This window comes from Micromonospora okii (assembly GCF_020884795.1).
Taxonomy (GTDB): Bacteria; Actinomycetota; Actinomycetes; order Mycobacteriales; family Micromonosporaceae; genus Micromonospora; species Micromonospora okii.
Genome location: NZ_BBZF01000017.1, coordinates 42,559 through 66,892 on the forward strand (window position 1 = coordinate 42,559; position 24,334 = coordinate 66,892).

A 24,334-nucleotide genomic window follows, 5' to 3' on the forward strand; every position below is an offset into this window, starting at 1 on the left:
GGCTGTGGACGCCGCCTGTGGGTTCGGCCGCCCGGCGATAGCCTGAGGGCACGGCCGACCTGGAGGACGCGATGCTCATCGCCCAGCTCAGCGACACCCACCTGACCACCGGCACGCTGGCCGCCGAGCCGGCCACGGCGCTGCACCAGGCGCTCGGCCGGGTGCTGGGCCTGAGCCCACGGCCCGACCACGTCGTGATCACCGGCGACCTGGTCGAGCACGGCAGCACCGAGGAGTACGTCGCGCTGCGCGACATCGTCGGCCGGTTCCCCGTGCCGGTGCACCTGGCCGCCGGCAACCACGACGACCGGGAGTCGCTGCTCGACGTCTTCGGCGGCACCGCGCACCTCGGCGGCGGCTACTCGACGCACTACCTGGTGGAGCAGCCCGACGCGACCCTCCTGGTGCTGGACTCCCTGGCCCCCGGCGAGGGGGGCGCCGGCCGGCTCGGCCCCGAGCAGCTCGCCTGGCTCGACGAGGCGCTGGCCCGCCGGCCGACGCTGCCGGCCGTGCTCTGCCTGCACCACCCGCCCGCCCCGGTGGGCCTGCCCTTCCTCGACGACATGCGGCTGCTCGACAGCGACGACCTGGCCACGGTGGTGGCCGCCCACCCGCACGTCGTCCGGGTCCTCGCCGGCCACGTGCACCGGCCGGTGACGGTCGGCTTCGCCGGCACGGTGCTGACCACCGCGCCGAGCACCTGGCGGCAGGCGTCGCTCACCCTGGCGGCGGGCGAGACGCAGGGGTGGGCCCTCGAACCCACCGCCTTCCTGCTGCACCTGGTCACCGGCGGCGGCTGCGCCACCCACACCGTGCAGGTCAGCCACGCGGCACCGCTGACCGCCTGGTACTGACCGACCGCCGTTTCCGCCCGTCCGCAGCGCCGGGGCGGCGGGCGCGGGCGCCGTTCGCGCCACGGCGGATCATCGTTCGGTCGCGATCCGTGGGCCTCACGGTCGGTAGTTGCCGGGGCGGGCATCCGTCCGTCCACAGTGGTTGCCGGGTACCGCTAACCTCGGCTCACGTTCCACGCCGGCACCCCCGTGGGGGCCGGCCTTCAGCAGGTGAGGGATTGTGTTGAACAAGAGGCTGACCGGCATCGCCCTGGCCATCGCCGCCGTGGCCGGCTCGCTCGCCGTGCCGGGCCCCGCGTGGGCCGCGACCCCGGCTGTGGAGATCACGAAGGTGTACTACGACTCGCCGGGCACCGACAACCGGTCGAACAGCAGCCTGAACGCCGAGTACGTGAAGCTGACCAACCGCCGCTCCTCGGCCGTCAACCTCAAGTCGTGGACGGTGCGTGACAAGGCGAGTCACGTCTACAAGTTCACCGACTTCCGGCTCGCCGCCGGGGCCAGTGTTTACCTGCACACCGGAAAGGGCACCAACAAGTCCACCGACCGCTACTGGGGGTCGGGCGCGTACATCTGGAACAACACCGGCGACACCGCGTACCTGCGCGACTCCGCGGGCAAGCAGATCGACTCCTGCTCGTGGGGGAAGGGCGGCGGCTACACCAACTGCTGACGCAGGCGGAGGTTTCCGGGTGCGGCGGGGCGGTCGACTGTCTGAGGGGGGAGTCGACCGCCCGACGCCGGCCCGGGTGCGGTCGTACCCCGAGGGTGTGGGTGGCCTCGCCGCGTCTGCCATCCTGGTCGCGATGACCACGACCTGGCACCACCTGCCCGCGCCGGCCCGCGAGATCGCCCGGTCGGCCACCGACGCCGTGGCCGCCGCCCGGGCGCGCGACCCGCAGGCGTACGACGAGGCGGTCCTGCGGCTCGCCGGCGCGGACCGCTCCGGCCTGGTCCTCGGCGTGGTGGTCCGCCTGCTGCTGGAGGAAACCCACCCGGACGGGCTGGACGGCGACGACGTCCGGCAGGTGCTCGAAGCGTGCGTGCGGGGCGCGGCGACCTGGCGCGCGGACGTCGACCCGCACGTCGTCCTGGTGCTGCTGGCCGGCGCGCTCGGCGTGTACGACCCGGACGAGGACGCCACCCCGCCCGACCCGGCGGCGCTGGCCCGGCACGCGCCGCTGCTCCTCGCCGACCTGCTGGCCGGCACCGACCGGCCGCTCGACGGCTGGCTGACCGCCGCGTTCGCCGAGATCCGGCGCACCGAGCTGCACGACTGACCGGGCGACGCGGCCGACCTGTCACACCGGGGGCCCGTCGATCGTCATCACTGGTGGATCGCCCGTGAGCCAGGACCGGACGGGCCGGGCCGTCGACCCGGCCGCCCCCGGCGGGGACGCCGCACCGGGCCGGGACCGTCCCGGCCCGGGGGTGGCCGCGCCCGCTCGCCGTCCGACGCCTTCGCCACGGCACCGACCGCCCAGCAGCGAGCGGAGGAGAGACCGTGCAGCACTCGTCCGGGGAGAACCCGTCCGGCAGCTCGTCGAGGCGCCGATGACCGGCGACGCGGGCCTCGCGATCGGCTACGAACTCCAGGGCGCCGGCCTGACCGGGCCGCCGGGCGTCCTGGTGGCCACCGCCCGGGCCGCCGAGGCCGCCGGCGTGGACTATCTCGTGTTCCCCGACCGGCCGGCGACGGCCACCGACTCCGCCGGCCCGCCCGCCGCAGCGGTCGTCGCACCCTGGATCGCGGCGCAGACGAGCCGGATCGGGCTGGTGACGACCGGCTCGACGGCCTATCACGAGCCGTACCACCTGGCCCGCATGGTCGCCTCGCTGGACCACGTCAGCGCCGGCCGGGCCGGCTGGCAGGTCGTCACCGGCCCGGACGACCTCGCCGACGCCAACCACCGGCGCGAGGGCGTCGACCCGGCAGCGCACCGCGAGGCCCGGGCCGCCGAGTTCGTGGGAGTCGTCCGTGACCTCTGGGACAGCTGGGAGGACGGCGCCTTCGTGCCCGACAAGGCGAGCGGCCGGTTCATCGACGGCAGCCGCATCCACGCCATCGACCACGCCGGCCCGGCGCTGCGCGTGCGGGGGCCGCTGAACGTGGCCCGCCCGCCACAGGGGCATCCGGTGGTCTTCGCCTCGGCGGCCGACGCGCCGGTCGCGTCCACCGCCGACGTGCTGACCGTCGGTGACCCGGAGTCCGGGGACGCTGGCCGGCCCCGGGTCCTCGCCGTCGTGCCGTTCGTGGGCCGCACCGGCGCGCACGCCGCCGAGCTGCACGCCCGTGCCGGTGCCCCACGCAGCGACCACGAGCGGGCGGTGGTCGTGGGCGACCCGGACGAGGTCGTCGGGCAGTTGTCGAGCTGGGCCGGCTCGGTCACCGGCCTCACCCTGCGGTTCCGGGACCCGTCGCAGGTCGCCGTGTTCACCGACGAGGTCCTGCCCCGACTGCGCCGGGTCCGTCCCGACGGGGCGGGCACCCTGCGCGACCGGTTGGGCCTGCCCCGGGCGGCGAACCGGCTGGCCGTCCAGACGGCCACCGCCGTGGAGAGGAGCTAGGCAGCCATGTCCGTCCAGCGCACGCTGCACCTCGGACTGATGTTCTGGGCCACCGGGACGCACGCCGCCGGGTGGCGCCACCCCGACGCGCGGGCCGACGCGGCCTACGACATCAGGCTGATCCAGGAGGTCAGCCAGGCCGCCGAGCGGGCGAAGCTCGACTTCGTCTTCCTCGGCGACCGGCTGGCCACCGACCCGGCCCTGCAACACAGCAACCCGGCGCAGATCTCGCGCCTGGAACCGTTCACCACCGCCGCCGCGATCGCCGCCGCCACCTCGCACGTCGGGATCGTGGTGACCGCGAACCCGACCTATTCGGACCCGTACAGCATCGCGCGTCTGCTGGCCTCGCTGGATCACCTCGACGGCGGCCGTACCGCCTGGAACCTGGTGACCGGCGCCGACGCGGCGGCGGCGCTGAACTTCGGCCGGGACGCGCACTGGGACACCGGGAAGCGGTACGACTGGGCCGAGGAGACCCTGCGGGTCGTCCGCGCGCTCTGGGACAACGCGCCGGGACCCGACGGCCGCGGAGGGCGGCCGATCCACCACCGGGGGACGTACTTCTCGGTCGACGGCCCGCTCGACGTGGGCGCCCCGCCGCAGGGCCAGGTGGTGCTGCTCAGCGCCGGCACCTCCGACCGGTCCCGCGACCTCGGCGCCCGTGAGGCGGACATGGTGTTCGCCGGCCCGCAGCCCACGCTGGCGGCGCGCCGGGAGTTCTACGCCGACATCAAGGCGCGGGCGGCCCGCTACGGACGGGCCGACCAGGTCACCGTCCTGCCCGGGCTCACGCCCGTCGTCGCGCCCACCACCGAGGAGGCCGTGGCGCGCTACGACGAGCTGAACTCGCTGCTGGTGCTCGCCCCCGAGGAGGAGGTCGGCGAGCTGGTGCGGGCCGGCGGCATCGGGGAGGGCTACCGGCTCAGCCGCACCTCCGCGTCCCGGCTGTTCGGGGTGGACCTGCGCGGCTGCGACCTGACCGCCCAGGTGCCGGCCGAGACGCTGGCGGCGGTGTCCGAGGAGGGGCGACGGCGGCTCGCCGAGATCACCCGGCTCACCCGGCGCACCGCGACCGGACCGCACCGGATCACCTACGGCGATCTGGTGTACGCCACCCCGACCCAGCTCTCGCACACCGTCGTCGGGGACCCGTACGAGGTCGCCGACATGATCCAGGAGTGGTTCGAGGAGCGGCTCGCCGACGGCTTCAACATCTATCCCAGCTCCGTGCCCGGCTCGGTCACCGACTTCGTCGACCTGGTGGTGCCCGAGCTGCAACGGCGCGGGCTGTTCCGCAAGGACTACCAGGGCACGACCCTGCGCGAGCATCTCGGCCTGGCGGTGCCGCCCCGCCGGTCGGCCTAGCCTCGGACCGCACCGACCCCAAGGATGGACGCCCCATGCCCGAACAGGCTCATCCCGCAGTCTCCGTCCGAGCGGTCGACGACGCCTCCGTCCGAGCGATCGACGACGCCGGCTTCCGTGCGGCGATGTCCACGCTGGTGGCGCCGGTGACGGTCGTCACCGCCCGGGACGCCCTCGGCGCGCCGTTCGGCTTCACCGCCAGCGCCGTGGTCTCCCTCTCCCTCGACCCGCCGCTCCTGCTCGTCTGCGCCGACCGCAAGGCGGGGTCGCACGACCTCCTCGTCGCGGCCACGCACTTCTGCGTCAACGTGATGGGCGCGGACGGCACGGACCTCGCCCTGCGGTTCGGGTCGCACCGGGCCGACAAGTTCCGCGACGTGGAGATCGAGGACTCGGAGACCGGGACGCCGTCCCTTCCGGTCGCGCTGTCCCGGATCTTCTGCGCCGTCGACGGTCTCCGGGACGGCGGCGACCACACCATCGTGCTGGGCCGGGTGCTCTCGTCCCGGCAGGCGACGGGGGAGCCGCTGGCCTGGTGGAACCGGGGATTCCAGCGGCTGGTGCGCCTCACCTGAGCCGGGCCCCCGGTGTGGCCGGCGCGTCGACGGGGGCGGGCCCCAGGGTCTCCACCCGGGCCGCGACCGGCCCCAGGAAGCGGGACGTCAGCCGCTCGAACGGGGCCGGGTCGCCGGTGGCGATGAACCGGTGCCGCGTCGGCCGGCCCCCGTCGTCCGCGCGGCGCGCCACCACACCCTCGCTCAGCAGCCGGTAGACCTTCTTGGCCGCCTCGTCGGCGCTCGACACCAGCGTGACGCCGTCACCCATCACCAGGCTCAGCAGGCCCGCCAGCAGCGGGTAGTGCGTGCAGCCGAGGACCAGCGTGTCGATGCCGATGGCGCGCAACGGCGCCAGGTAGCCCTGGGCGATGCTGTGCAGCGCCGGGCCGGAGGTGATGCCCCGCTCGACGAACTCGACGAACTGGGCACAGGCGACCCCGGTGACGGTGATGTGCGGGGCGGCGGCGAAGGCGTCCTCGTACGCCCCGCTGCTGATGGTGGCGTGGGTGCCGATGACGCCGACCCGCCCGTTGCGGGTGGCCGCGACGGCGCGCTGCACCGCCGGCCGGATCACCTCCACGACCGGTACGGGATACCGCTCCCGGGCGTCGTGCAGGCACGCTGCGGCGGCGCTGTTGCACGCGATCACGAGCAGCTTCACGCCCGCGTCCATGAGCTGGTCCAGGCAGGCGAGGGCGTGCCGGCGCACCTCGGCTATCGGCTTGGGGCCGTACGGGACGTTGGCCGTGTCACCGAGGTAGACGATGTTCTCGCCGGGTAGCTGGTCGGCGAGTGCCCGGGCGACGGTGAGACCGCCGACACCCGAATCGAAGATGCCAATCGGCGCGTCGGTCACGCCATTCTCCCGGTGGCCGGTGGCGGGTCAGAAATGCTGGAGCAGGTCGGGGAAGCGGGCGAGGGAGAGCACCTTCCCGTCCGTCGGGTCGAGGACCTCGTGCTCCAGCACCCAGGTGTTGTCGTTGGGGATGAAGACGGCGTTCATCCCGGCCTGCCGGGCGGGGACGATGTCGGACTTCGGGGAATTGCCGATCATCCAGGTGTTGCCGGGATCGAGATCGTTCTCGGCGATGAGCCGCAGGTAGTCGGCGGTCCGCTTCTCCTCGACGATGTGCACGGCGGCGAAGAACCGTTGCAGGCCGGACGCCTCGTACTTGTGCCGTTGTTCCTCCGCGTGCCCCTTGGTGAAGAGCAGCAGGTGGTGCCGGGTCTGCAACTCGGCGAGCGTCTCGGCGACGCCGGGGATCAGCTCCACCTCGCGGTCGAGGAGCGCCCGCGCCAGCCCCTCGATCTCCCGCTGCTCCTGCGGCGTGCCCGGCCGCTCGCGGAGTCGCTCGAAACAATCGTGGAGGCTGCGCAGGAACATGGCGCTGCCGTACCCGTGGGTGACCGCGTTGGCGGCCTCGATCTCGTCCAGGATCGCCCGCACCTGGGCCCGGTCCAGGGTCGGATGGGCGAGCCATTCGATGAACGACTCGATGACGTTCTCGAAGAGGACGTTGTTCTCCCACAGGGTGTCGTCGGCATCGAAGATCAGCGTTTGGCCGTCGCGCTTTCGCACGCATTCTCCCCTTCTCTCCGGTGCAGGGCGGGGGGACTCTATCATCCGACGACGCCGACGGCGCCCCGCGCGGAAAGCGCCTTTTCCAGGCGCTCGGCGAGCTGCCGGAGCGCCGGCGAACCGGCCGCCGTCGGCACCGCGACCAGCACCGCCTCGGAGACCACCAGCGGCGCGCCGATGGCCTGGAGGCCGTGCGCCGCCAGCGTGCGCCCGGACTGGACGATGTCCACGACGGCATCCGCCACACCGAGGTGCACGGCGGCCTCCACCGCGCCGCTCATCGTCACCACCGTCGCCCGTACGCCCAGCTCGGCGAGGTGCCGCGCGGTCAGCGACGGCAACGCGGTGGCGACCCGCTTGCCGTGCAGGGCCCGCACGCTGTCACCGGCGTCGTAGGGCACGGCGACGCGCACGGTCGAGCGGCCGAAGCCGAGCCCCAGCAGCTCGCTCAGCTCGTGGCCGGAGTCCGCCACCAGGTCGCGCCCGGTGATGCCGGCGTCGACGTAGCCCTGCGCGATCATCGTGGGGATGTCCCGGGCCCGCAGGGACAGGAAGTCGACGTCGTTGTCGTGGTCGGTGCAGAAGAGCCGGTCGCGGACTCCGCTCAGGTCGAATCCCGCCGCTGTGAACAGTTGCCGGCTGCCCGGCGCGAGGCTGCCCTTGTTCGGCACCGCGATGCGCAACGTCCTGGTCATCTCATCAACTCCCTCGTCGTGCCGCCGGCACCCGGCACGGTCGGCGTCTCCGGTGGCCGGCGCGGTCACCCCGGGGCGACCCCCCGGCCGGCGGCGGAGAGCCGCAACGCCGTGGCGTACAGGTCGAGCTCGGCGTCCAGGCACCTGGCCAGGGTCTCGGCGTGCCGGAACCCGTGCCCCTCCTCCCGGAAGCGCAGGTAGCGCACCGGCACGGAGGCGTCGGCCAGGCGCTCGGCGAGCAGGTCCGCCTGGTCCGGCACGCAGATGGCGTCCCGGGCGCCCTGCAACAGCAGCAGCGGCGTGCGGATCCGGCTCGCGGCGGCGGCGGGGGAGCGGGCCTCGTACCGGTCGCGCTCGCGCGGCCACGGGCCGATCAGCCAGTCCGCGTACCGGGACTCGAAGTCGTGCGTCGACGTCGCCCAGGACCGCGCGTCCAGCACGGGGTAGTAGGCCACGGCCGCGCGGTAGAGGTCCGGTTCGTCGATCAGCGACCGCAGCGCGGTCCATCCACCGGCGCTGGCGCCCCGGAATGCGATCCGGCCCGGGTCGGCCCGGCCCTCTGCGATCAGGCCACGGGCGACGGTCGCGCAGTCCCGGGCGTCGACCTCGCCCCAGCGGTGCCGGAGCCGGTCCCGGTAGGCGCGCCCGTAACCGGTGGAGCCGCCGTACTGCACGTCGACCACGCCGATCCCCCGGCTGGTGAAGTACGTGGTCACCGCGTCGGCCACCGGCAGGCCCCGGCTGGTCGGGCCGCCGTGCGCCTGGACGATGTACGGCGGCAGCTCGCCCGGCAGGCCGGCGTACCCCGGGTGGTACGGCTCGTACACGTGCGCGGGGACGCCCCGGTAGGTGCGCAGCAGCGGCACGGAGGCGTAGGCCGCCAGGTCCCCCGGGCTGGACCAGAGCACCCGGGCCCGCCCGTGCTCGACGAGCACGACCGAGCGCGACCGCCGTGGCCCGGCGGCCACGGCCGCCACCCGTCGGCCGTCGCCGACCACCGACCGCCAGTCCGTGAAGTCGGCGTCCACGTCGACCAGGTCGCCGCCGGCGTCGAGCAGGCCCAGCCGACGGAGGCCGGTGCCGTGCGCCACCGCGACGCCGCCCCCGGCGAGAGCGGCGCAGGTGCTCGCGCCGACCCGCCACAGGGCCTCGCCGAACTCCTCGGCGCGCGGGCACCGGGCCCGCCACCGCCCGTCCGGGCCGACCTCGTGGACGTTCCACCAGCCGCTCCGGTCGCTCACCACCAGCAGCGCCGACCCGTCGGCCGTCCACTCGACCTGGGTCACTGACTCGTCGGCCCCGGTCGCCAGCCGGCGCGTGCCGACCAACGCGCCGTGCGCGTCGATGTCGGCGACCATGACGGCGGTCCGGGTCCACGGCAGGTGCGGGTGGTCCCAGCCCAGCCAGGCGACGCGGGTGGCGTCCGGGGCGATGCGCGGGCCGGAGAGGAAGTCGTGGGTGGCGGCGAGCACCCGCGCCGGCGCCGACCCGTCCGACCTCAGCGCGACCAGTTCACGCCGGACGCCGCCGTCGATCGTCTCCCGCACGCACCACACCTCGTCGCCCCGGACGGCGAAGTCGCAGTACCGGTGCCGGTCCGAGGGCGGGCTCACCGCGCGCACGGCTCCGCCCGGGGTCCAGCGGTAGACCCGCTGGTCCGACCAGTTGACGAAGACCGCGCCGCCGCTGCCGAGGGCCGCCCAGGGCCGCCCGCCGTACTCCATGAACGCGGTACGCACGTCCCAGCCGCCCGGCAGCACGTCCTCCGGCCGACCGTCCGCGCCCCGGCGTACGAGGTGGTTGCGGCCGTCGCCCGGATCGGCGGCGACCCACCACACCTCGTGGCCGGCGAAACCCACCCAGTCCACGACCGCCTGCCCGCCGGACGCGTCGGCCGCCCGCCAGCCTGACGGCCAGCTACCGTACGGGGCGCGGATCGGCATGTGTCGGCTCCCTTCAGTCGGTCGGCGCGGCCCGGGTCCCGTCCTCGGCCAGCAGCAGGTCGACGAGGACGGCGACGGCGTCCTCGTCGTTGCCCGGCAGCAGGTGGTCGACGGCGGCGCGCACGGTCTCGGCCGCGTTCGCCGGTGCCGCGGACCGCCCCGCGGCGGCCAGCATGGGCAGGTCGTTCAGGCCGTCGCCCGCCGCCGTGACCAGGTGCATCGCCACCCCGGCCGCGGCGGCGACCCAGCGCAGGGCGGGGGCCTTGCCGGCGCCGGGCGGATTGACCTCGACGTACCAGCCGCCGGAGGCGGTGGCGTCGCCCTGGTCCCGGATCGCCTCCTGGACCCGGGCCACCTCGGCGGGGCCGACGGCGCCCCCGGTGCGTACCAGGATCTTGGAGGCCGGTTCGGTCAGCGTCAGCTCCGCCACGTGCCGCACGTTGTTCCAGGGCCGGGTCTCCCGGACCGGGAACGGCACCCGGGCCACGGTGGCGTCGGCCAGGTCGGCCGCGAAGGTCCAGTCCGGGTCGATCGCGGTCAGCTCGCGCAGCAACCGTTGCACGGTGTGCGGCGCGAGGCCGGCCAGCCGGTGCGGTCGCGCGTCGCCCGGCGCCTGCACGAGCGCCCCGTTGCTGTACGCCCAGTAGGCGGCGCCCGGAATCAGGTCGCGCACCTCGGCGGGAACGTCCCGGGCGGGGCGCGCGGTGAGGACCGCGACGGTGATCCCCGCCCCGACCGCCCGCCGGAGCGCTTCCGCCACCCGGGGCGTCACCGCGCCCTCGGGATCGAGCAGCGTCCCGTCGAGATCCAGCCCGAGCAGCCGCCGTGGCATCAGCCCACCGGAACCCGGTCGCGCGCCGCGTGGACGCGGCGGAACAGCACGAGCAGCGCCGTGCCGACGAACGCCAGGCCGGCGGTGAGCGCGGCGGCCTCCCGCGTGCCGGAGACGTCCTGCACCGCGCCGGCGATGGCCGAGCCGGAGCTGGACCCGACCGCGAACATGGTGACCAGCCAGGCGAACGCCTCCACGATCGTCCCGGGCGGGGCCAGCTCGTCGATCAGCGAGAACGCGATCACCAGCAGCGGCGGCAGGAAGAACCCCGCGACGAACACGATCACCGCCATGACCCACACCGGCGCCAGCGTGGCGGTCAGCAGGTAGGCCCCGCCGAGGCAGGCGCTGAACACGATGACCCGGGTGGTGGCCGGGGTCTTCCACTCGACGCTGCCCATGGTCAGCGCGCCGGTCAGCGCGCCGAGGGCGGAGACGGCCAGCAGCACGCTGGCGCCGCCCCAGACGGTGTGCTGCTCGGCGTAGGACACCATGACGATGCTGAGCGCGCCGATCGGCACCACCGTGCCGGCCACGCCCAGCAGCAGCAGCACGAGCAGCGGGCTGCGCAGCGGGCCGAGCAGCCCGGCGTTGGCCGGCACCCCGCGCCACCGCCGCGACGGCGCGGAGGACGCGAAGACCGCGGTGCCCAGCAGGCAGAGCACGGCCGTCAGCACCAGCGCCGCCGCGGGCGACCACACCGCCACCGTCACGGCGACCAGCATCGGGCCGGTCACGAAGATGACCTCCTGCCCCACCGAGTCCAGCGAGTAGGCGCGTTGCAGGTTCTCCTGCCCGACCAGGCCGGGCCAGAGCGCCCGCAGGCACGGCTCCAGCGGTGGCGTGGCGAACCCGGCGACCGCCATGCCGGCCAGCACGACGGCGCGGTTGCCGGGCTGCAACGCGGCGGTGACCACGCCGGCCGAGGAGACCAGCGCGGCACCGGCCAGCACGGCGGTCTGGCCGCTGCGGTCGACGAGCCGGCTCAGGGCCGGGCCGCCGACCGCCTGGGACACGGTGAGCACCGCGAGGGCCACACCGATGAACCGGAACTCGACCCCGTGCTCGCGCAGCGTCAGGGTCAGGGCCAGCGCGACCATCGAGGTGGGTAGGCGTCCGACGACCGCCGCCAGCAGCAGCCGGGCGACGGAGGACTGGCGTAACAGGTCGAGATAGTTCAATTACGTTTCCGTTCGGAAGTGCACCGTCAGCGCGGTGAGGCCCTCCTCGTCGAGGGCCATGTCGATGTCGGCGACACCGGTGTGCCGCCGATGGGTGGAGTTGCCGGAGAGCGGGATCCACAGCCAGCCGTCGTTGAGCAACGTGCGGCCGACGATGTCGGTCCCGGTGTAGTTGGAGATGACGTCGGTCAGCTCCGGCGGGAGGTCGTGGACGTCCACGGCGCACACGTCGCCGGCGCTGTCGAAGTTCACCCAGCACAGCAGCGACAGCGTCACCGTCCGCGTCGTCCGCCGGTCGGCGTCGCCGGACAGGACGACCCGCAGTTGCCGGGTCTCCTCCTGCCAGACCGCGGTGGGGGCGGGCAGCGTCATGAGGCCGCGTCCTCGTGGCTCATACGTACTGCAACCGGTCCAGGCCGGTCACCGGCGGAGGGTCCAGCAGGGCGGGGCGCAGCTCGACCTCGCCGAGCACCACGTCCGGCGGGGTGGCGACGGCCCACGAGACCACCGAGGCGACCGACTCGACGCTCATCTTCGTCTCGGCCAGGTCGTCGTCGAAGTTGCGGATCGCCCCCGGGTTCAGCAGCGTCGTCCGTACGCCGTGCTGCCGCTCCTCCATCAGCAGGATCTCGGCGACCATCCGCAGCGCCGCCTTGGTGGCGCTGTACGCCACGCCCTCCTCGAACGGCCGCACGCCGGCGTGCGAGCCCATGATGACGATGTGGCCGCCGGCGGCGCGCAGCTTCGGCAGCGCCGCCTGGGTCGTCCGGAAGACCGAGGTCAGGTTGACGGCGACCGCCTCGTCCCAGTCCGTGGGGGACAACTCGGCCAGCCGGCCGAAGCCACGGGCGACGGCGTTCAGCACGAGCAGGTCCAGCCGGTCGACGTCGTCGAGCGCGGCCAGGGTGGCCCGCTGCACGGCGTCGCCGTCCCGGAAGTCGACCAGCAGCGGGTCGGTGTGGTCCGCGCAGGAGGTGCGGTTGAGGCAGCGTACGGTGAATCCGTCGGCGATCAGCCGGGAGCGGATGGCCCGTCCGGTGCCCCGGTTCGTGCCCGTCACCAGGGCGAGCCGGTCAGCCACGACGCACCAGCCGCATCAGCTCGGTCCAGCGCTCGATGATCTGCTCCCGCGACGCCCCCCGGCGGAAGAGGTCCTTGTCGTACGGCTCGCCGTCGGCGCGCCGCAGCCGCATGCAGTCCGGCGAGATCTCGGAGTTGATCACCAACCCGTGCCGCTCGTCGGGCGCGACGACCAGGCAGAAGTCCCACAGGTCCAGCGGGGCCAGCAGGCCGCGCAGCACGGCGTTGCACTCCAGGGCCAGCCGCCGGTACGCCTCGACGTCCACCCCCGTGACACGCAGGTAGTCCTCCCCGATCGGCTGGTCCTCCGGGTCGGTGCGGTAGTCGAACTTCACGACCGGCGGCTCGAAGGCGTGCCCCTCCTCGAACAGGCCCGGATACTTGCGCATCGTCGACCCGGTCGCCCGGTTCTTCACGATCACCTCGAACGGCACCGCCGGGCGGTAGTCGGCCAGGTAGGTGATCGGCCCGAGCCGCTCCCGGAACACCGTGTGCACGCCGGCCTCGGCGAGCACGCCGGAGACGTACTCGAAGAAGTCCAGCCGGAGCTCGGCCGTGCCGTCCATCAACTCGTCGCGGTCGTGGGTGAAGCTCCGCAGCGAGGGGATCATCTCGACGACGCAGCGGTCCGGCTCCACGAGCCAGACCTTCTTGCTTCTTCCGGTGATGTCGGGTCGGCCGGTCGGCAGGGTCGGAGTGGACACGGCGTTGTCTCCTTCGAGGGTCGGCCTTACTGGTCGAGCAGCTCCTCCACGCGCACGAGGAACTCGCGCAGGTTCGGTTCGGTGGTGAGGGCGTGCGCCTCGGGCAGGCTCAGCCAGCGCAGCTCGGCGGCCGGCTTCTCGGGCCGGGCCCGCTCCGGCGTCCCGGTGGCCAGCACGAAACGCAGGTCGGCGTGTTCGTGGGCGGGCTCGTGCGGGCCGGCCGGCACGGGCAGGACCACGACCTGCCGCACCGTGGCGTCCGGCCAGCACACCAGGTCGTCGAGGTGGGTCTCCTCCCGTCCCTCGCGCAGGACGACCTCGACCGGGTCCTGCTCGCCGGGGTCGCCGTGCCCGCCGATCTGGAGCCACGCCCCCATGCGCACGTGCCAGCGCAGCAGCACCCGGCGCGTCGGCGGGTGGACCACCAGCGCCGAGGCGGTGACGTGCAGCGGCAGCTCCCGGGACCACGGGTCGCCGGCCGCGACGAGGCGCGAGATCCGTTCCACGTCCGAGATCTCCACGGGGGTCCTCGGCCGGTACCCGGCGAGGAGCGCCGCGATCGGCGCCGGAGCGGTGTGGTGCATGTGTCACTCCTCAAGGGACAAAGGTGTCGGAGCACATGACCGTATCGACTCGGCGGAGATTCCGGCGCTCCAACGCACCCGTTCGCTCACAGCAACGGACCCGGCCGGTAACGGGCCGCGTCCGGGTGGGCCTCGACCTCCGCCCCGATCCGCTTCACGACCTCGGTGACCTGCGCCCCGGCCGCGCCGGTGAACACCAGCCGGTCGGCGAGGAGCGCCTCCAGCGCGGCGCGGTCGAGCGGGAACCGTTCGTCGGAGCCCAGCGCGTCGAGCAGGCCGTGCTCCCCGCCCCCCGCGCGCAGCCGGTCGCTGCACCGCACCGCGTGCTCCTTGATGATCTCGTGGGCGGTCTCGCGCCCCTGGCCGGCGCGCACCGCGGCCATCAGCATCCGGGTGGTGGCCAGGAAGGGCAGGTAGCGCTCCAGCTCGGCCTCGATCACAGCGGGGAAGGCGCGGAACTCGTCCAGCACCGTCAGCAGCGTTTCGAGCATCCCGTCGAGGGTGAAGAACGCGTCCGGCAGCGCCACCCGACGCACCACGGAGCAGGAGACGTCGCCCTCGTTCCACTGGCTGCCGGCCAGCTCCCCGGCCATCGCCGCGTAGCCGCGCAGCACCAGCATCAGGCCGTTGATCCGCTCGCAGGAACGCATGTTCATCTTGTGCGGCATCGCCGACGACCCGACCTGACCCTCGGCGAACCCCTCCGTGACCAGGTCGTGGCCGGCCATCAGCCGCAGCGACGTGGCCAGGGACGAGGGCCCGGCGGCGAGCTGGACCAGCAGGCTGAGCACCTCCCAGTCCAGCGAGCGCGGATAGACCTGCCCGACGCTGGTCATCACCCGCGTGAAGCCCAGGTGCTCGGCGACCCGGTCGTTCAACCGGGCGAGCCGCTCGTGGTCGCCGTCGAAGAGGTCGAGCACGTCCTGCCCGGTGCCCACCGGCCCCTTGATCCCCCGGATCGGGTACGCGGCGAGCAGGTCGTCCAGCCTGCGCACCCCCAGCAGCAGCTCCTCGGCCACCCCGGCGAACCGCTTGCCGAGCGTGGTGGGCTGCGCGGGGACGTTGTGGGTGCGCGCCGCCATCACCGTGTCGCTATGCTCCGTGGCGAGCCGACCCAGCCGGGCCAGCACGGCGACGCAGCGACCGCGCAGCAGCCGGAGGCTGTCGCGGACCTGCATCTGCTCGACGTTCTCGGTCAGGTCGCGGGAGGTCATCCCCTTGTGGATGTGCTCGTGGCCGGCGAGCCGGTTGAACTCCTCGATCCGGGCCTTGACGTCGTGCCGGGTGACCCGCTCGCGATCCTTGATCGCCGCCAGGTCGATGTGGTCGGCGACCGCGCGGTACCGCTCCACCACGCCGGCCGGCACGGCGACGCCGAGGTCCGCCTGTGCCGCCAGCACCGCCAGCCACAGCCGGCGCTCCAGGACGATCTTGTGCTCCGTCGCCCACAGCCCGACCATCTCGGCGGAGGCGTACCGCTCGGCCAGGACGTTGGGTACGGCGAGCTTGTCAGACATGCTTCCTCATCATCAGGGGACGTAGTCGAGGGTCAGGCCACGGTTGTCGGCGTTGGTGAACCAGAAGTCGCGGAGCAGGCCGCGCCGCACCAGCGACTGCGCCCACTCCCGCGCGGCCTCCGGGGCGCGGGTGAAGGCGAAGCAGGCCGGCCCGGTCACGCTGAGCGCGATGGCGTCGATCGCGGTGCTGGCGCGCCCGGCGGTGAGCACGTCCTCGACGGCCCGCCCCTGGAACGCGATCTGTTCGCGCTTGAAGTGACCGGTGAAGGTGATCTCGTTGACCGCGTCGCAGAACGCGTCGTAGTCGCGCTCCGCCACGGCGGGGGCCAGCCCCATGAAGACCAGTTGGGCGGTGCGCTGCGCCTGCTCCTGCGGGATCGGGGTGACCCGCTGGAACCAGGCCAGCTCCTCGGCGCCGCCGAGGTGGCGCCCGTTGGTCATCAGCACGAGCACCGGCCAGGGCGGGAAGGGCAGCCTGACGACCGGCTTGGGCACCGGCACGGGCTGGGCGAACCGGCTCGGTCGCAGGTACGTCGCCGGGGAGGCGGCGAAGTCGGCCGGGTTGCGGTGGCCGCCGTCGACCAGGAAGCCCCCGAACTCGGCGAGCCCGGTGCTCGCCCCCGACGTCCGACCCCGGCCGAGGAGCTCGGACAGTTGCGGCAGGGCCGGTTCCTGCCCGCACAGGGCCCCGTACGCCCGGCCGACGGCCAGCAGGCTGACCGTCTTCGACCCGAAGCCGCAGTGCTGCGGCAGCGGGCGGCTGACGGTGACCGTGGCCGGCGGGCCCTCCCACAGCTTCTCCAGCGTGGCGAGCGCTGCCGCCAGGTCCGCCGTGGTCTCCGGCTCGACGCCGAGCACCCGCGACGTGCCGTCGTCGCTCGGCCGCACTCGCACGGTCAGGCCCGGCCGCCGCACCGCCATCGCGGCGATGCCGTTGCGCCGCAGGGACGCCGCGTCCAGGTTGATGAGCGTGAAGCTCAGCCGGGCCGGACCGCTGACCTGCACGGTGTGGCCGGTCACCGGAGTTCCTCCCGCGCCGGTGCGGCGGCGGCGCAGCCGGCCCGGTAGGTCTCGACGGCGGCGGAGAGCCGATCGCGTGCGGCCGGCGTGCCGGCCACCCAGAGCTGCGCGAGGGCGGCGTACACCTCGGCCACCGCAGCCACCAACTCGGGGTCGAGCGGCTCGGGGCGCGGCCACCGCGAGCGGGGCAGGCCCTCGCGCACCCACCCCTGCACCCGCTCGCGCAGCCCCGGGTGCAGAGCCCGCAGCAACTCCTTGCAGACCGGCGTGTCGTCGAGGTAGAAGCGGTTCTCGTCCGGCGTGCCGGCGTGGTCCACCAGCATCAGGCCGCGACGCTCGTCGAACCCGTACTCGGCCTTGCCGTCCACCAGCGTCAGCCCCACGGTGGCGCAGTGCTCGTCGACCACCGTGCAGACCCGGCGGGCCCGCTCGGTGAGGCCCGTGAGGTCCTCCGGCGCGACCCGGCCCACCCGGGCCGCCTCCGCCGTGTCGAGGAACCTGTCGGTCTCCTCGAACTTGCTGGTGAACTCCACCATCACCGACTCCAGCCGGCCGGTCCCCGGCTCGACCGGCGGGATCGACGCCGGGTCGAGGTCACCGGCGGCCACCCGGCGGTGCACCGACGATTCCGGGCGGAGCTGACGCCGGTAGACGACCTGTAGCGGGATGAGCTGGGCCGGCCCGGTCTGCCCGGGCCCGTCGAGGTCCAGGTCGAGCAGCCGGATGCGGATCGCGTCGTCGGCGACCTGCTCGACGAAGTGCGTCGCGACCCCGGCCCGTTCGAGCAGCGCGAACGAGCGCACCGCCATGGCGCACGAGGCGCGGCCCTTGCCGGGCACCAGGTCCGGCATGACGCCGTGGTCGAAGACCGAGTACCGGTCGGTGAAGGTCAGCACCGCGTCGCCGGCCCGACCGTCGGCGGCGGGCCTGATGACGTGCAGGTCCTTCGTGGACCATTGCTTCACGGTCGTCCCCCCGGGTATCGGCATCAACAAGGGTAACCAGAAAGACGATCGAGGCCCTCCCCGTGTGACAAGGTGGACAGATCGACGTCTATTCGGTAAGCAGTGGTGAACCAGAGAGGGGCACCGTGTCCACGCTTGCCGTCACCCGCATCGGAACGCTGTTCTCCGGCATCATGGAAAAGCCGCTGATCAGCGGCGCCGACACCGTCCTCTGCCGGGACGGCGCAATCGCGGCGATCGGTTCCGCCGCCGACCTCGCGGCGGAGATCACCAACGCTGACCAGGTCCTGGACGTGGACGGCGCGACGGTGGCGCCCGGCCTCATCGACTCGCACGGTCACGTCACGATCGGCGACTACACGCCCCGGCAGAAGGCGGTCGACTTTCTCGAAAGCTACGTGCACGGCGGGGTCACCCGGATGATCTCGGCCGGCGAGGTGCACGTTCCGGGCCGCGCCCGCGACCGCGAGGCGGTGAAGGCATTGGCCGTGACGGCCCGGACCGTCTTCGAGAACATCCGGCCGGGCGGAATGCGCGTGCACGCGGGCAACGTGCTGTTGGAGCCGACGCTGACCGAGGAGGACTTCCGCCATCTCGTCCGCTGCGGGGTGTGGCTGGCGAAGTTCGGCTTCGGGGCGTACCCGGACCCGCTCGACGCGGTGGAGCAGATCCGGCTCGCCAAGTCCTGCGGCCTGCTGGTGATGTGCCATGCCGGTGGGGTCAGCGCCGCCGGCTCGGCGGCACTTCGGGCCGCCGAGATCATGGCGCTCGACCCGCACGTCTGCGGCCACGCCAACGGCGGCCCCACCGCCATGCCCGACGCCGACGTCGACCGGCTGCTGTACGACACCCGGATGGTGCTCCAGGTGGTGCAGGCCGGCAACCTGCGCTCCGGCCTGCGCCTGGTGCGGCGCGCGGAGGCGACCGGCGCGCTGCACCGCGTCGTGGTGGGCTCGGACACCCCGTCGGGCTTCGGCGTCATGCCGCTGGCGGTCCTCAAGACCGTCGTGGAGCTGTCCGCGCTCGCGCCGCTGGAGCCGGCGGTGTCCTGGGCGCTGGCGACCGGCAACGTCGCGCGGGCGTGGGGGCTGTCCGCGGGCCGCGTCCAGAGCGGCGCGGACGCCGACCTGGTCGTGCTGGACGCGCCGCTCGGCGGCGTCGCGACCGACGCCGCCGGGGCGATGCGCAACGGCGACGTACCGGGCATCAGCGCCGTCGTCACCGACGCCGAGGTGCGCGCCCTGACCAGCAGGAACACGCCGAAGGCGCGGCGTCAGGCGACGCTCGTCGCCCGGCGGCCGGTCACCCACTGAGCGGGCCGTCGGCCGGGGCGAACCGGTGCGGCCGGAAGGCCTCCGCCAGCTCGTGCCGGGCCCCGGTCACCTCCCGGGTGACGATCTCGGCGAGCACCGGCGCGAGCGTGACGCCGCTGTGCGTGACCACGACGTAGAGCCGGTCGGAGCCGGGCAGCCAGCCGACGACGCTGTGGCCGTCCACCGGCATCGGCCGTACGCCCACGAAGGCCGACTCGACCGTGACCCCCGCCGCGGCCGGCACCACGGCCGCCAGCCGGCCCAGTACCGCCTCCGCCGCCGTCGGCACGTCCGCCGGCAGCGTGTGGTCGACGTCGTGGCTGTGCAGCACCAGGCGCCGGCCGTGGTGCGGCCGGACGCTGAGCCCCGGCGCGTGCAGGACGCGGCGCACGGTCGCGTCGCCGGGCACCGGCGAGGTCCGCACCAGCAGACCCCGCGTCGTGACCGCCGGGTCGTCCGGCTCGACCAGCGGCACCGCGTGCCCGGCGGAGGCGAGGAGCGGGCCGGTGCCCCGCCCGGCGCAGCAGACCACCACGTCGCCGCGCAGCCGCACGCCCGAGGCGAGCCGCACCGTGCGGTCCTCGACCGCGACGGCGGCGTCACCGAGCACCAGCCGTACTCCCTGCCGGCGGCCGGCGGCCTGCACCTCCGCGAGGAAGCGGTCCGGGTGCAGGTGGGCGTCCTCCGGGTAGAGGACGACCGGGCCGGCCCGGTCGTCGAGCCGCAGGGCGGGTTCGAGGGCGCGGGCCTGCGGTCCGGTGAGGACCTCGGCCGGATACCCCTTCGACCGGTACGACTCGGCGGCGGCGAGCAGGCTCCCCGCGCCCTCGGGGGAGCCCGCCCAGGCCAGGTTCCCGGTGGGCCGGTACCACTGCCGCCCCGGCACCTCGTCGGCGAGCCGCCGGTGCGCGGCGAGCGACTCCCGGGACAGCGCGAAGTACGGCGTCGACCCGTCGTCCACCGCGTTCACCCAGGCGAAGGAGTGCGCCGACAGGGACCGGCCGGGGTCCTGCGCGTCCACCAACGTCACCGCCGCGCCCTGGCGGGCGAGCCGGTAGGCGGTGCAGGTGCCGATCGCCCCGGCGCCCACGACGACGACGTTCATCGCGGTTCCGCCGCCGTTCATCGCGCTTCCGCCGTCGCGCGCAGCGAGCGCCCACACCGGTAGCCGCCGGCCAGCGCCGGCGCCAGCGTGCCGCCCGAGCCGGGATAGCCGGGGCCCATCGGCCCGGCCGCCACGTTGCCGCAGGCGTACAGGCCGGCGATCGCCGTCCCGTCGTGCCGCAGCACCTCCCCGGACGGCGCGGTGCGCAGCCCGCCCCTGGTCCCGAGCATGCCGGAGCGCAGCTCGACCGCGTAGAAGGGCGGCTCCTCCAGCGGGGCCAGGCACGGGTTGCCGGGCCGGCGCTGGTCGCCGTAGTAGCGGTCGTGCGCCGACGAGCCCCGGCCGAAGTCGGGGTCCACCCCGAGGCGGGCGTGCCCGTTGAAGGCGGCCACCGTCTCCTCCAGGCCGCCCGGGTCGATGCCCGCCGTCTTCGCGAGAGCGGCGAGGGACTCGCCGCGCAGGAACCAGGCGGGCGCCGGCCGGTGCGGCTGCGCGGCGCCCACCGGATACCGGCGGCGGAAGGTCTCGTCGAAGACCAGCCACGCCGGCGCGTGGGCGTGCCGGTGCGCCGTGGGGTCGAAGGCGTGCAGCGCCCGGGTGACGTCGTTGTAGTTGACCGCCTCGTTGACGAACCGGCGACCGCGCCCGTCGACGACGATCGAGCCGGGTAGGCAGCGCTCGCCGACGAGATGGCGGTAGAGCGGGGCACCCTCGTACGTCTCGTCGGGGTCGGAGACCACCGGCACCCACCAGCCCTCGGCCATCGAGTCCACGGCGGCGCCCAGGCTCATGGCCATCACCAGGCCGTCGCCCCGGTTGCCGGGCGGGCTCACGGCGACCGTGCCGGGCTCGCGCAGGAACGCCCGCTTGAGCCGGTCGTTCCATTCGAAGCCGCCGCAGGCCAGGACCACGCCCCGGCGGGCGCGCAGCAGCGCGGGGCCGGTCGGCAGATCGACGTGTACGCCGGCGACCCGGCCGCCCTCGACCGCCAGCGACGCGGCCCGCGTGCCGGTGCGGAACCGCACCCCCCGGTCGTCGGCGGCGGCGACGAGCGCGGCGACCAGGCCGGCCCCGACGGCGAGCGCCCCGTCGCGCTCGCGGCGGGCCAGCAGCTCCTCGTCGCGGGTGCCGGGCCACCGCCACCGGTGCCGCTCGTCGTAGGTCATGGTGGCGGCGAAGTGCGCGCCGGCCCGCACGCGGTCCCGCAGTCCCGGGCGGTCGGCGGTCGGGAACGGCACCACGTCCAGGGTGCGCCCGGCCACCCGGGCGCCGGGCCACTCGCTGTGGTAGTCCGGCCGGTCGATCGGCGACAGCCGCAGCGGTGTCCGCGTCACCAGGTAGTCGACCGTCTCCGCGACGGTGTCGAGGAACAGCTCGATCGCCTCGCGCGGCACCGCGCCCTCGGTCACCCGATCCAGGTAGCGCAGCGCGTCGGCCCGGGTGTCGGTCTGCCCCAGCTCCGCCATGAACGGGTTTCCGGGCGCCCAGATCATGCCGCCGGAGACGGCCGTGGTGCCGCCGAGCCGGTCGGTGCTCTCGACCACCGTCACGGAGCCGCCCGCGTCGGCGGCCACGCAGGCGGCCAGGAGACCGGCCCCGCCGGAGCCGATCACGACGACGTCGGACTCCTCCGCCACGTCCGGGGTGGTCATGCCGTGCGCCAGTCGACGCCCGGGGCCACCGTGATCTCGGCGGAGCGGACCAGGGCGTAGTCGGCCTCCGGGCCCAGCCCCGGCGGGGTCTCGCCGCGCCCGTGTCGCCTGAGCGCGTCGAGCAGGTACCGGCGGGTCGCGACGATGCCCGTGTCGCTGCGGCCGGGGTTCTCCCTGGTCCGGTCGACGACGGGGCCCATGCTCTCCTGCACGGCGATGTCCTGCATCACCAGCCCCCGGATGCCCGAGAAGCTCCGGTTCTCCCGCATCTCGCGGCGGTCCTGACCCCAGTTGTTCTCCCGGGTGAACCCCGCCCGGATGTTGTCCGGGTCGAGGGCGTCGAGGTCCAGGCCGAACTGGTCGGCGAAGACGGTCGGGTCGACCGGGCGCTCCTCGTTGTACCAGAGGTACCACATGATGGTGCGGTGGTCGTCGATCGGCACCCAGGCGTGCCAGAGCCGGTCGCCGCTGGGCAACTCGGGCACCACCGTGTACCAGGGCATCGCGAACGGCTTCACGCGGACCAGCGCGTCGCCGGAGGCCAGCGTCCGGACGGAGGCGAAGCGCAGGCCGTACGGCTGCTCGTCGATCTCGTCGCGGGGCGCCCGGTCGTCGAGCAGGTCGCGCAGCGCGCCCGCCCGCGCCTCGGTCTCGTGCAGCAGCGAGACGTGCGCCGAGTCGATGTCGGCCTCCAGGCCCTGCAACCAGTTGCACTCGACGACGGCCACGAGGCCGAAGACCTGCTCCGGGGGCAGCTTGGTGAAGGTGAAGGCCGGTGGCGGCGGGGCGGCCCGGCCGGTGCCGCCGATCCAGACCCAGATCACGCCACCGGACTCCAGCACCGGGTGATGCCGGAGCTTCACCCGGGAGGCGAACCTGGTCAGCTCGGCGGGCTCCGAGGGGGTCTCCAGGACCTCGCCCGTGACCGAGAACTTCCAGCCGTGGTAGATGCAGCGCAGCGCGCAGTCCTCGTTGCGGGCCAGCGTCAGGGAGGCGCCCCGGTGCGGGCACGCCTCGGCGAAGCAGCCGAGGCGGCCGTCGTCGGCGCGGAAGACGACGAACCTCTCGCCGAGTAGCTCGACCGCCAGGGGCGCGCCACCCGGCTCGGCCAGCCGTGCGGCGCGCATGACGGGCATCCAGTACTCCCGCAGGAGTCGGCCCATCGGTGTCCCGGGGCCCACCCGGGTGAACTGATCATTCACTTTTCTGGTGGTCACTGCCTGGCCTCCGTCAGTTGCGGCGCGGGATGCCTCCGCCGTGTCGAGAGCTCCCTCCGATAGACGATGCGGGTCGGTCGATTGTGACAGGAGCAATGCGGCGGATACCGTCCTTGACATAGGAGGTGATCTATGTTGAAATTTCTCCAGTGTTGGGTCGACCCGGTATGCACGCGGCTGGTGCGGCGCTGTTGATCCGCTATTGCTGACGGCCTCCGCAATGGAGCACCGTAGCCGTCGGTCCGGGAAGAATCGTTAACTTCTATCGACCACGCGAGCACTATTCGACAGACCGATGAACAATTCGCGGGGGATCTGGTGGAAAGACCGAAGCTCCTGTTCGTCAACCTGCGGCGCATCGAGAGGGAGGGGCTGGAGTCCCTCCTGGCCGCGCGCCGGCTCGGCTACGACGTCGTCCTGCTGGGCCGCTCGCTGCCGGCGTTCGCGGCGCCGCTCGTCAGCGACTTTTGTCAGGTCGACACGTACGACACGGCGAAGGCGCTGGCCTCGGCCCGGGAACTGGCCGGTCGGTACGACTTCGTCGGCGTGCCCAGCTTCACCGAGATCGACGTCCAACTCGTCGCCGCCATCGCGGCCGAACTGGGCCTGCCCGGCATGACCGCGGAGGCCGCCCTCAGGGCCCGGAACAAATACCGGATGAAGCAGGGCCTCCAGGGATGCGGCGACGTTCTGCCCGGTTACCGCCGGGTGCGCACCCTTTCGGAATTGCGGGACGCGGTGCGCGAGATCGGCTTTCCCGCCGTCGTCAAGCCGACCGGCGCCTCCGGGTCCAAGGGGATTTTCGAGTTACGCGAGGAAGGCGATCTAGAAGCGGCGATCGGGCAGCTCGAAAAGATCACCAGACCGCAGTTCGACGCCGTGTTCCGACAGTTCGGTGCGGAATTCATCGTCGAGGAGTATCTGGAGGGCGACGAGTTCAGCGTCGAGGGTCTGGTCGCCGGCGGCGAGGTGCACGTGGTCATGGTGACGGACAAGGTGACCAGCGTGCCGTACCACCTCGAACTGCAACACACCATGCCCAGCACGCTGCCCGCCGATGCGCTCGCGGAGGCCAAGGCCACCACCGTGCGGATCGTCACCGCCCTGGGCTTCGACAACTGCGCCTTCCACCTCGAAGCCAAGTGGGGGCGGCGGGGGATGAAGTTCATCGAGGTGGCGGCCCGCCCGGCGGGCGACTACATCGCCTCCCACCTGATCCCGCTGAGCTGCGGCGTCGACTACTTCGCCAACGTCGTCCGCGTCGCCGTCGGCGCCCCGCTCGACCTGGAGCCGGACCGCGACCTGCACGTCGCCCTGCGCTTCGTGCTCGCCGAACGGCCGGGCCGGTTCGAGGGGCTGGACGGGATCGAAACCGTCTGCGCCGACCCCGGCTACCCGTACGTCTTCTTCGAGCACCCGGCGGGCACCGAGGTGACGTTGCCACCCGAGAGCTTCGGCCTCCAGCGGGTCGCCGCCGTGTGCGCGCGGCACGTCGACCGGGTGGGCCTCGACGCCCTGCTGTCGACGGTGGACGGCGCCGTCTCGGCGCGGGTCACCGTGGCCGAGAGCACCCCGGCGTGACAGCGGGCGGGAGGGGCGG

General features: G+C 73.8%; 23 protein-coding genes and 1 pseudogene. 8 read left to right on the forward strand and 16 right to left on the reverse strand.

Going from position 1 to position 24,334, the window contains the following annotated elements; genetic code table 11:
• The first annotated feature begins 71 nt into the window (after window positions 1–71).
• From LPU43_RS13860 to LPU43_RS13885, 6 genes are all read left to right on the forward strand, one after another.
• Complete coding sequence (locus LPU43_RS13860; RefSeq protein WP_229400804.1) at window positions 72–854, forward strand: phosphodiesterase; 783 nt, start codon at window positions 72–74, stop codon at window positions 852–854.
• Between the two features lie 220 nt (window positions 855–1,074).
• Window positions 1,075–1,527, forward strand: coding sequence for a lamin tail domain-containing protein (locus LPU43_RS13865; RefSeq protein WP_229400805.1), 453 nt, complete (start codon window positions 1,075–1,077; stop codon window positions 1,525–1,527).
• A 133-nt stretch (window positions 1,528–1,660) separates the two neighbouring features.
• Window positions 1,661–2,134 (forward strand): hypothetical protein, encoded by a 474-nt coding sequence (locus tag LPU43_RS13870; protein ID WP_229400806.1) that lies wholly within the window; start codon window positions 1,661–1,663, stop codon window positions 2,132–2,134.
• A 274-nt stretch (window positions 2,135–2,408) separates the two neighbouring features.
• Window positions 2,409–3,422 (forward strand): LLM class flavin-dependent oxidoreductase, encoded by a 1,014-nt coding sequence (locus LPU43_RS13875; protein ID WP_229400807.1) that lies wholly within the window; start codon window positions 2,409–2,411, stop codon window positions 3,420–3,422.
• Window positions 3,423–3,428: 6 nt separating this feature from the next.
• Complete coding sequence (locus LPU43_RS13880) at window positions 3,429–4,790, forward strand: NtaA/DmoA family FMN-dependent monooxygenase (protein WP_229400808.1); 1,362 nt, start codon at window positions 3,429–3,431, stop codon at window positions 4,788–4,790.
• A gap of 35 nt (window positions 4,791–4,825) precedes the next feature.
• Window positions 4,826–5,365, forward strand: coding sequence for a flavin reductase family protein (locus LPU43_RS13885; protein WP_229400809.1), 540 nt, complete (start codon window positions 4,826–4,828; stop codon window positions 5,363–5,365).
• On the opposite strand, the pseudogene murI reads toward LPU43_RS13885, so the two are convergent.
• From murI to LPU43_RS13950, 13 genes and pseudogenes are all read right to left on the reverse strand, one after another.
• A pseudogene (gene murI, locus LPU43_RS13890) lies at window positions 5,309–6,203 on the reverse strand (glutamate racemase); the annotation flags it as partial. The gene LPU43_RS13885 and the pseudogene murI overlap by 57 nt on opposite strands.
• Before the next feature lie 27 nt (window positions 6,204–6,230).
• Entirely contained in the window at window positions 6,231–6,926 is a 696-nt protein-coding gene (locus LPU43_RS13895; RefSeq protein WP_229400811.1) for an HAD family hydrolase, read from the reverse strand.
• Window positions 6,927–6,967: 41 nt separating this feature from the next.
• Window positions 6,968–7,621, reverse strand: a complete 654-nt coding sequence (gene hisG, locus LPU43_RS13900) for an ATP phosphoribosyltransferase (RefSeq protein ID WP_229400812.1) — start codon at window positions 7,619–7,621, stop codon at window positions 6,968–6,970.
• Window positions 7,622–7,686: 65 nt separating this feature from the next.
• Window positions 7,687–9,564, reverse strand: a complete 1,878-nt coding sequence (locus tag LPU43_RS13905; protein ID WP_229400813.1) for a prolyl oligopeptidase family serine peptidase — start codon at window positions 9,562–9,564, stop codon at window positions 7,687–7,689.
• 13 nt (window positions 9,565–9,577) lie between these two features.
• The gene (locus LPU43_RS13910; protein ID WP_229400814.1) at window positions 9,578–10,396 is read right to left on the reverse strand and encodes an HAD-IIB family hydrolase; all 819 of its coding nucleotides are present in this window, start codon (window positions 10,394–10,396) and stop codon (window positions 9,578–9,580) included.
• On the reverse strand, window positions 10,396–11,577 hold the full coding sequence (locus LPU43_RS13915) for an MFS transporter (RefSeq protein WP_229400815.1): 1,182 nt from the start codon (window positions 11,575–11,577) through the stop codon (window positions 10,396–10,398). Before LPU43_RS13915 ends, LPU43_RS13910 begins: the two co-directional genes overlap by 1 nt.
• Entirely contained in the window at window positions 11,578–11,949 is a 372-nt protein-coding gene (locus LPU43_RS13920; RefSeq protein WP_229400816.1) for a hypothetical protein, read from the reverse strand.
• A gap of 19 nt (window positions 11,950–11,968) precedes the next feature.
• Entirely contained in the window at window positions 11,969–12,658 is a 690-nt protein-coding gene (locus tag LPU43_RS13925; RefSeq protein ID WP_229400817.1) for an SDR family oxidoreductase, read from the reverse strand.
• Window positions 12,651–13,361, reverse strand: coding sequence for a phosphoribosylaminoimidazolesuccinocarboxamide synthase (locus tag LPU43_RS13930; protein ID WP_229400818.1), 711 nt, complete (start codon window positions 13,359–13,361; stop codon window positions 12,651–12,653). The genes LPU43_RS13925 and LPU43_RS13930 overlap by 8 nt, the downstream gene beginning before the upstream one ends.
• 26 nt (window positions 13,362–13,387) lie before the next feature.
• On the reverse strand, window positions 13,388–13,945 hold the full coding sequence (locus LPU43_RS13935; protein WP_229400819.1) for an NUDIX hydrolase: 558 nt from the start codon (window positions 13,943–13,945) through the stop codon (window positions 13,388–13,390).
• Between the two features lie 86 nt (window positions 13,946–14,031).
• Window positions 14,032–15,462, reverse strand: a complete 1,431-nt coding sequence (gene purB, locus LPU43_RS13940; RefSeq protein ID WP_229400820.1) for an adenylosuccinate lyase — start codon at window positions 15,460–15,462, stop codon at window positions 14,032–14,034.
• Window positions 15,463–15,474: 12 nt separating this feature from the next.
• Window positions 15,475–16,482, reverse strand: coding sequence for a beta-ribofuranosylaminobenzene 5'-phosphate synthase family protein (locus LPU43_RS13945; RefSeq protein ID WP_229400821.1), 1,008 nt, complete (start codon window positions 16,480–16,482; stop codon window positions 15,475–15,477).
• Window positions 16,479–17,447, reverse strand: coding sequence for a phosphoribosylaminoimidazolesuccinocarboxamide synthase (locus tag LPU43_RS13950; RefSeq protein ID WP_229400822.1), 969 nt, complete (start codon window positions 17,445–17,447; stop codon window positions 16,479–16,481). The genes LPU43_RS13945 and LPU43_RS13950 overlap by 4 nt, the downstream gene beginning before the upstream one ends.
• Window positions 17,448–17,572: 125 nt before the next feature.
• Here LPU43_RS13950 and LPU43_RS13955 point away from each other — a divergent pair, with 125 nt between their 5' ends.
• Window positions 17,573–18,760 (forward strand): amidohydrolase family protein, encoded by a 1,188-nt coding sequence (locus LPU43_RS13955; RefSeq protein ID WP_229400823.1) that lies wholly within the window; start codon window positions 17,573–17,575, stop codon window positions 18,758–18,760.
• On the opposite strand, the gene LPU43_RS13960 is transcribed toward LPU43_RS13955, so the two are convergent.
• From LPU43_RS13960 to LPU43_RS13970, 3 genes are read right to left on the reverse strand one after another with little or no spacing between them, the layout of a single operon-like run.
• Window positions 18,750–19,865, reverse strand: coding sequence for an NAD(P)/FAD-dependent oxidoreductase (locus LPU43_RS13960; RefSeq protein ID WP_229400824.1), 1,116 nt, complete (start codon window positions 19,863–19,865; stop codon window positions 18,750–18,752). The genes LPU43_RS13955 and LPU43_RS13960 overlap by 11 nt on opposite strands.
• A 17-nt stretch (window positions 19,866–19,882) precedes the next feature.
• Window positions 19,883–21,517, reverse strand: a complete 1,635-nt coding sequence (locus tag LPU43_RS13965) for an FAD-dependent oxidoreductase (RefSeq protein ID WP_229400825.1) — start codon at window positions 21,515–21,517, stop codon at window positions 19,883–19,885.
• The gene (locus tag LPU43_RS13970) at window positions 21,514–22,734 is read right to left on the reverse strand and encodes a Rieske 2Fe-2S domain-containing protein (RefSeq protein WP_229400826.1); all 1,221 of its coding nucleotides are present in this window, start codon (window positions 22,732–22,734) and stop codon (window positions 21,514–21,516) included. Before LPU43_RS13970 ends, LPU43_RS13965 begins: the two co-directional genes overlap by 4 nt.
• Before the next feature lie 318 nt (window positions 22,735–23,052).
• Between LPU43_RS13970 and LPU43_RS13975 the strand changes: the two genes are divergently transcribed.
• Window positions 23,053–24,315: an ATP-grasp domain-containing protein gene (locus LPU43_RS13975; RefSeq protein ID WP_229400827.1), complete on the forward strand. Its 1,263-nt coding sequence runs from the start codon at window positions 23,053–23,055 to the stop codon at window positions 24,313–24,315.
• The last annotated feature ends 19 nt before the right edge of the window (window positions 24,316–24,334 follow it).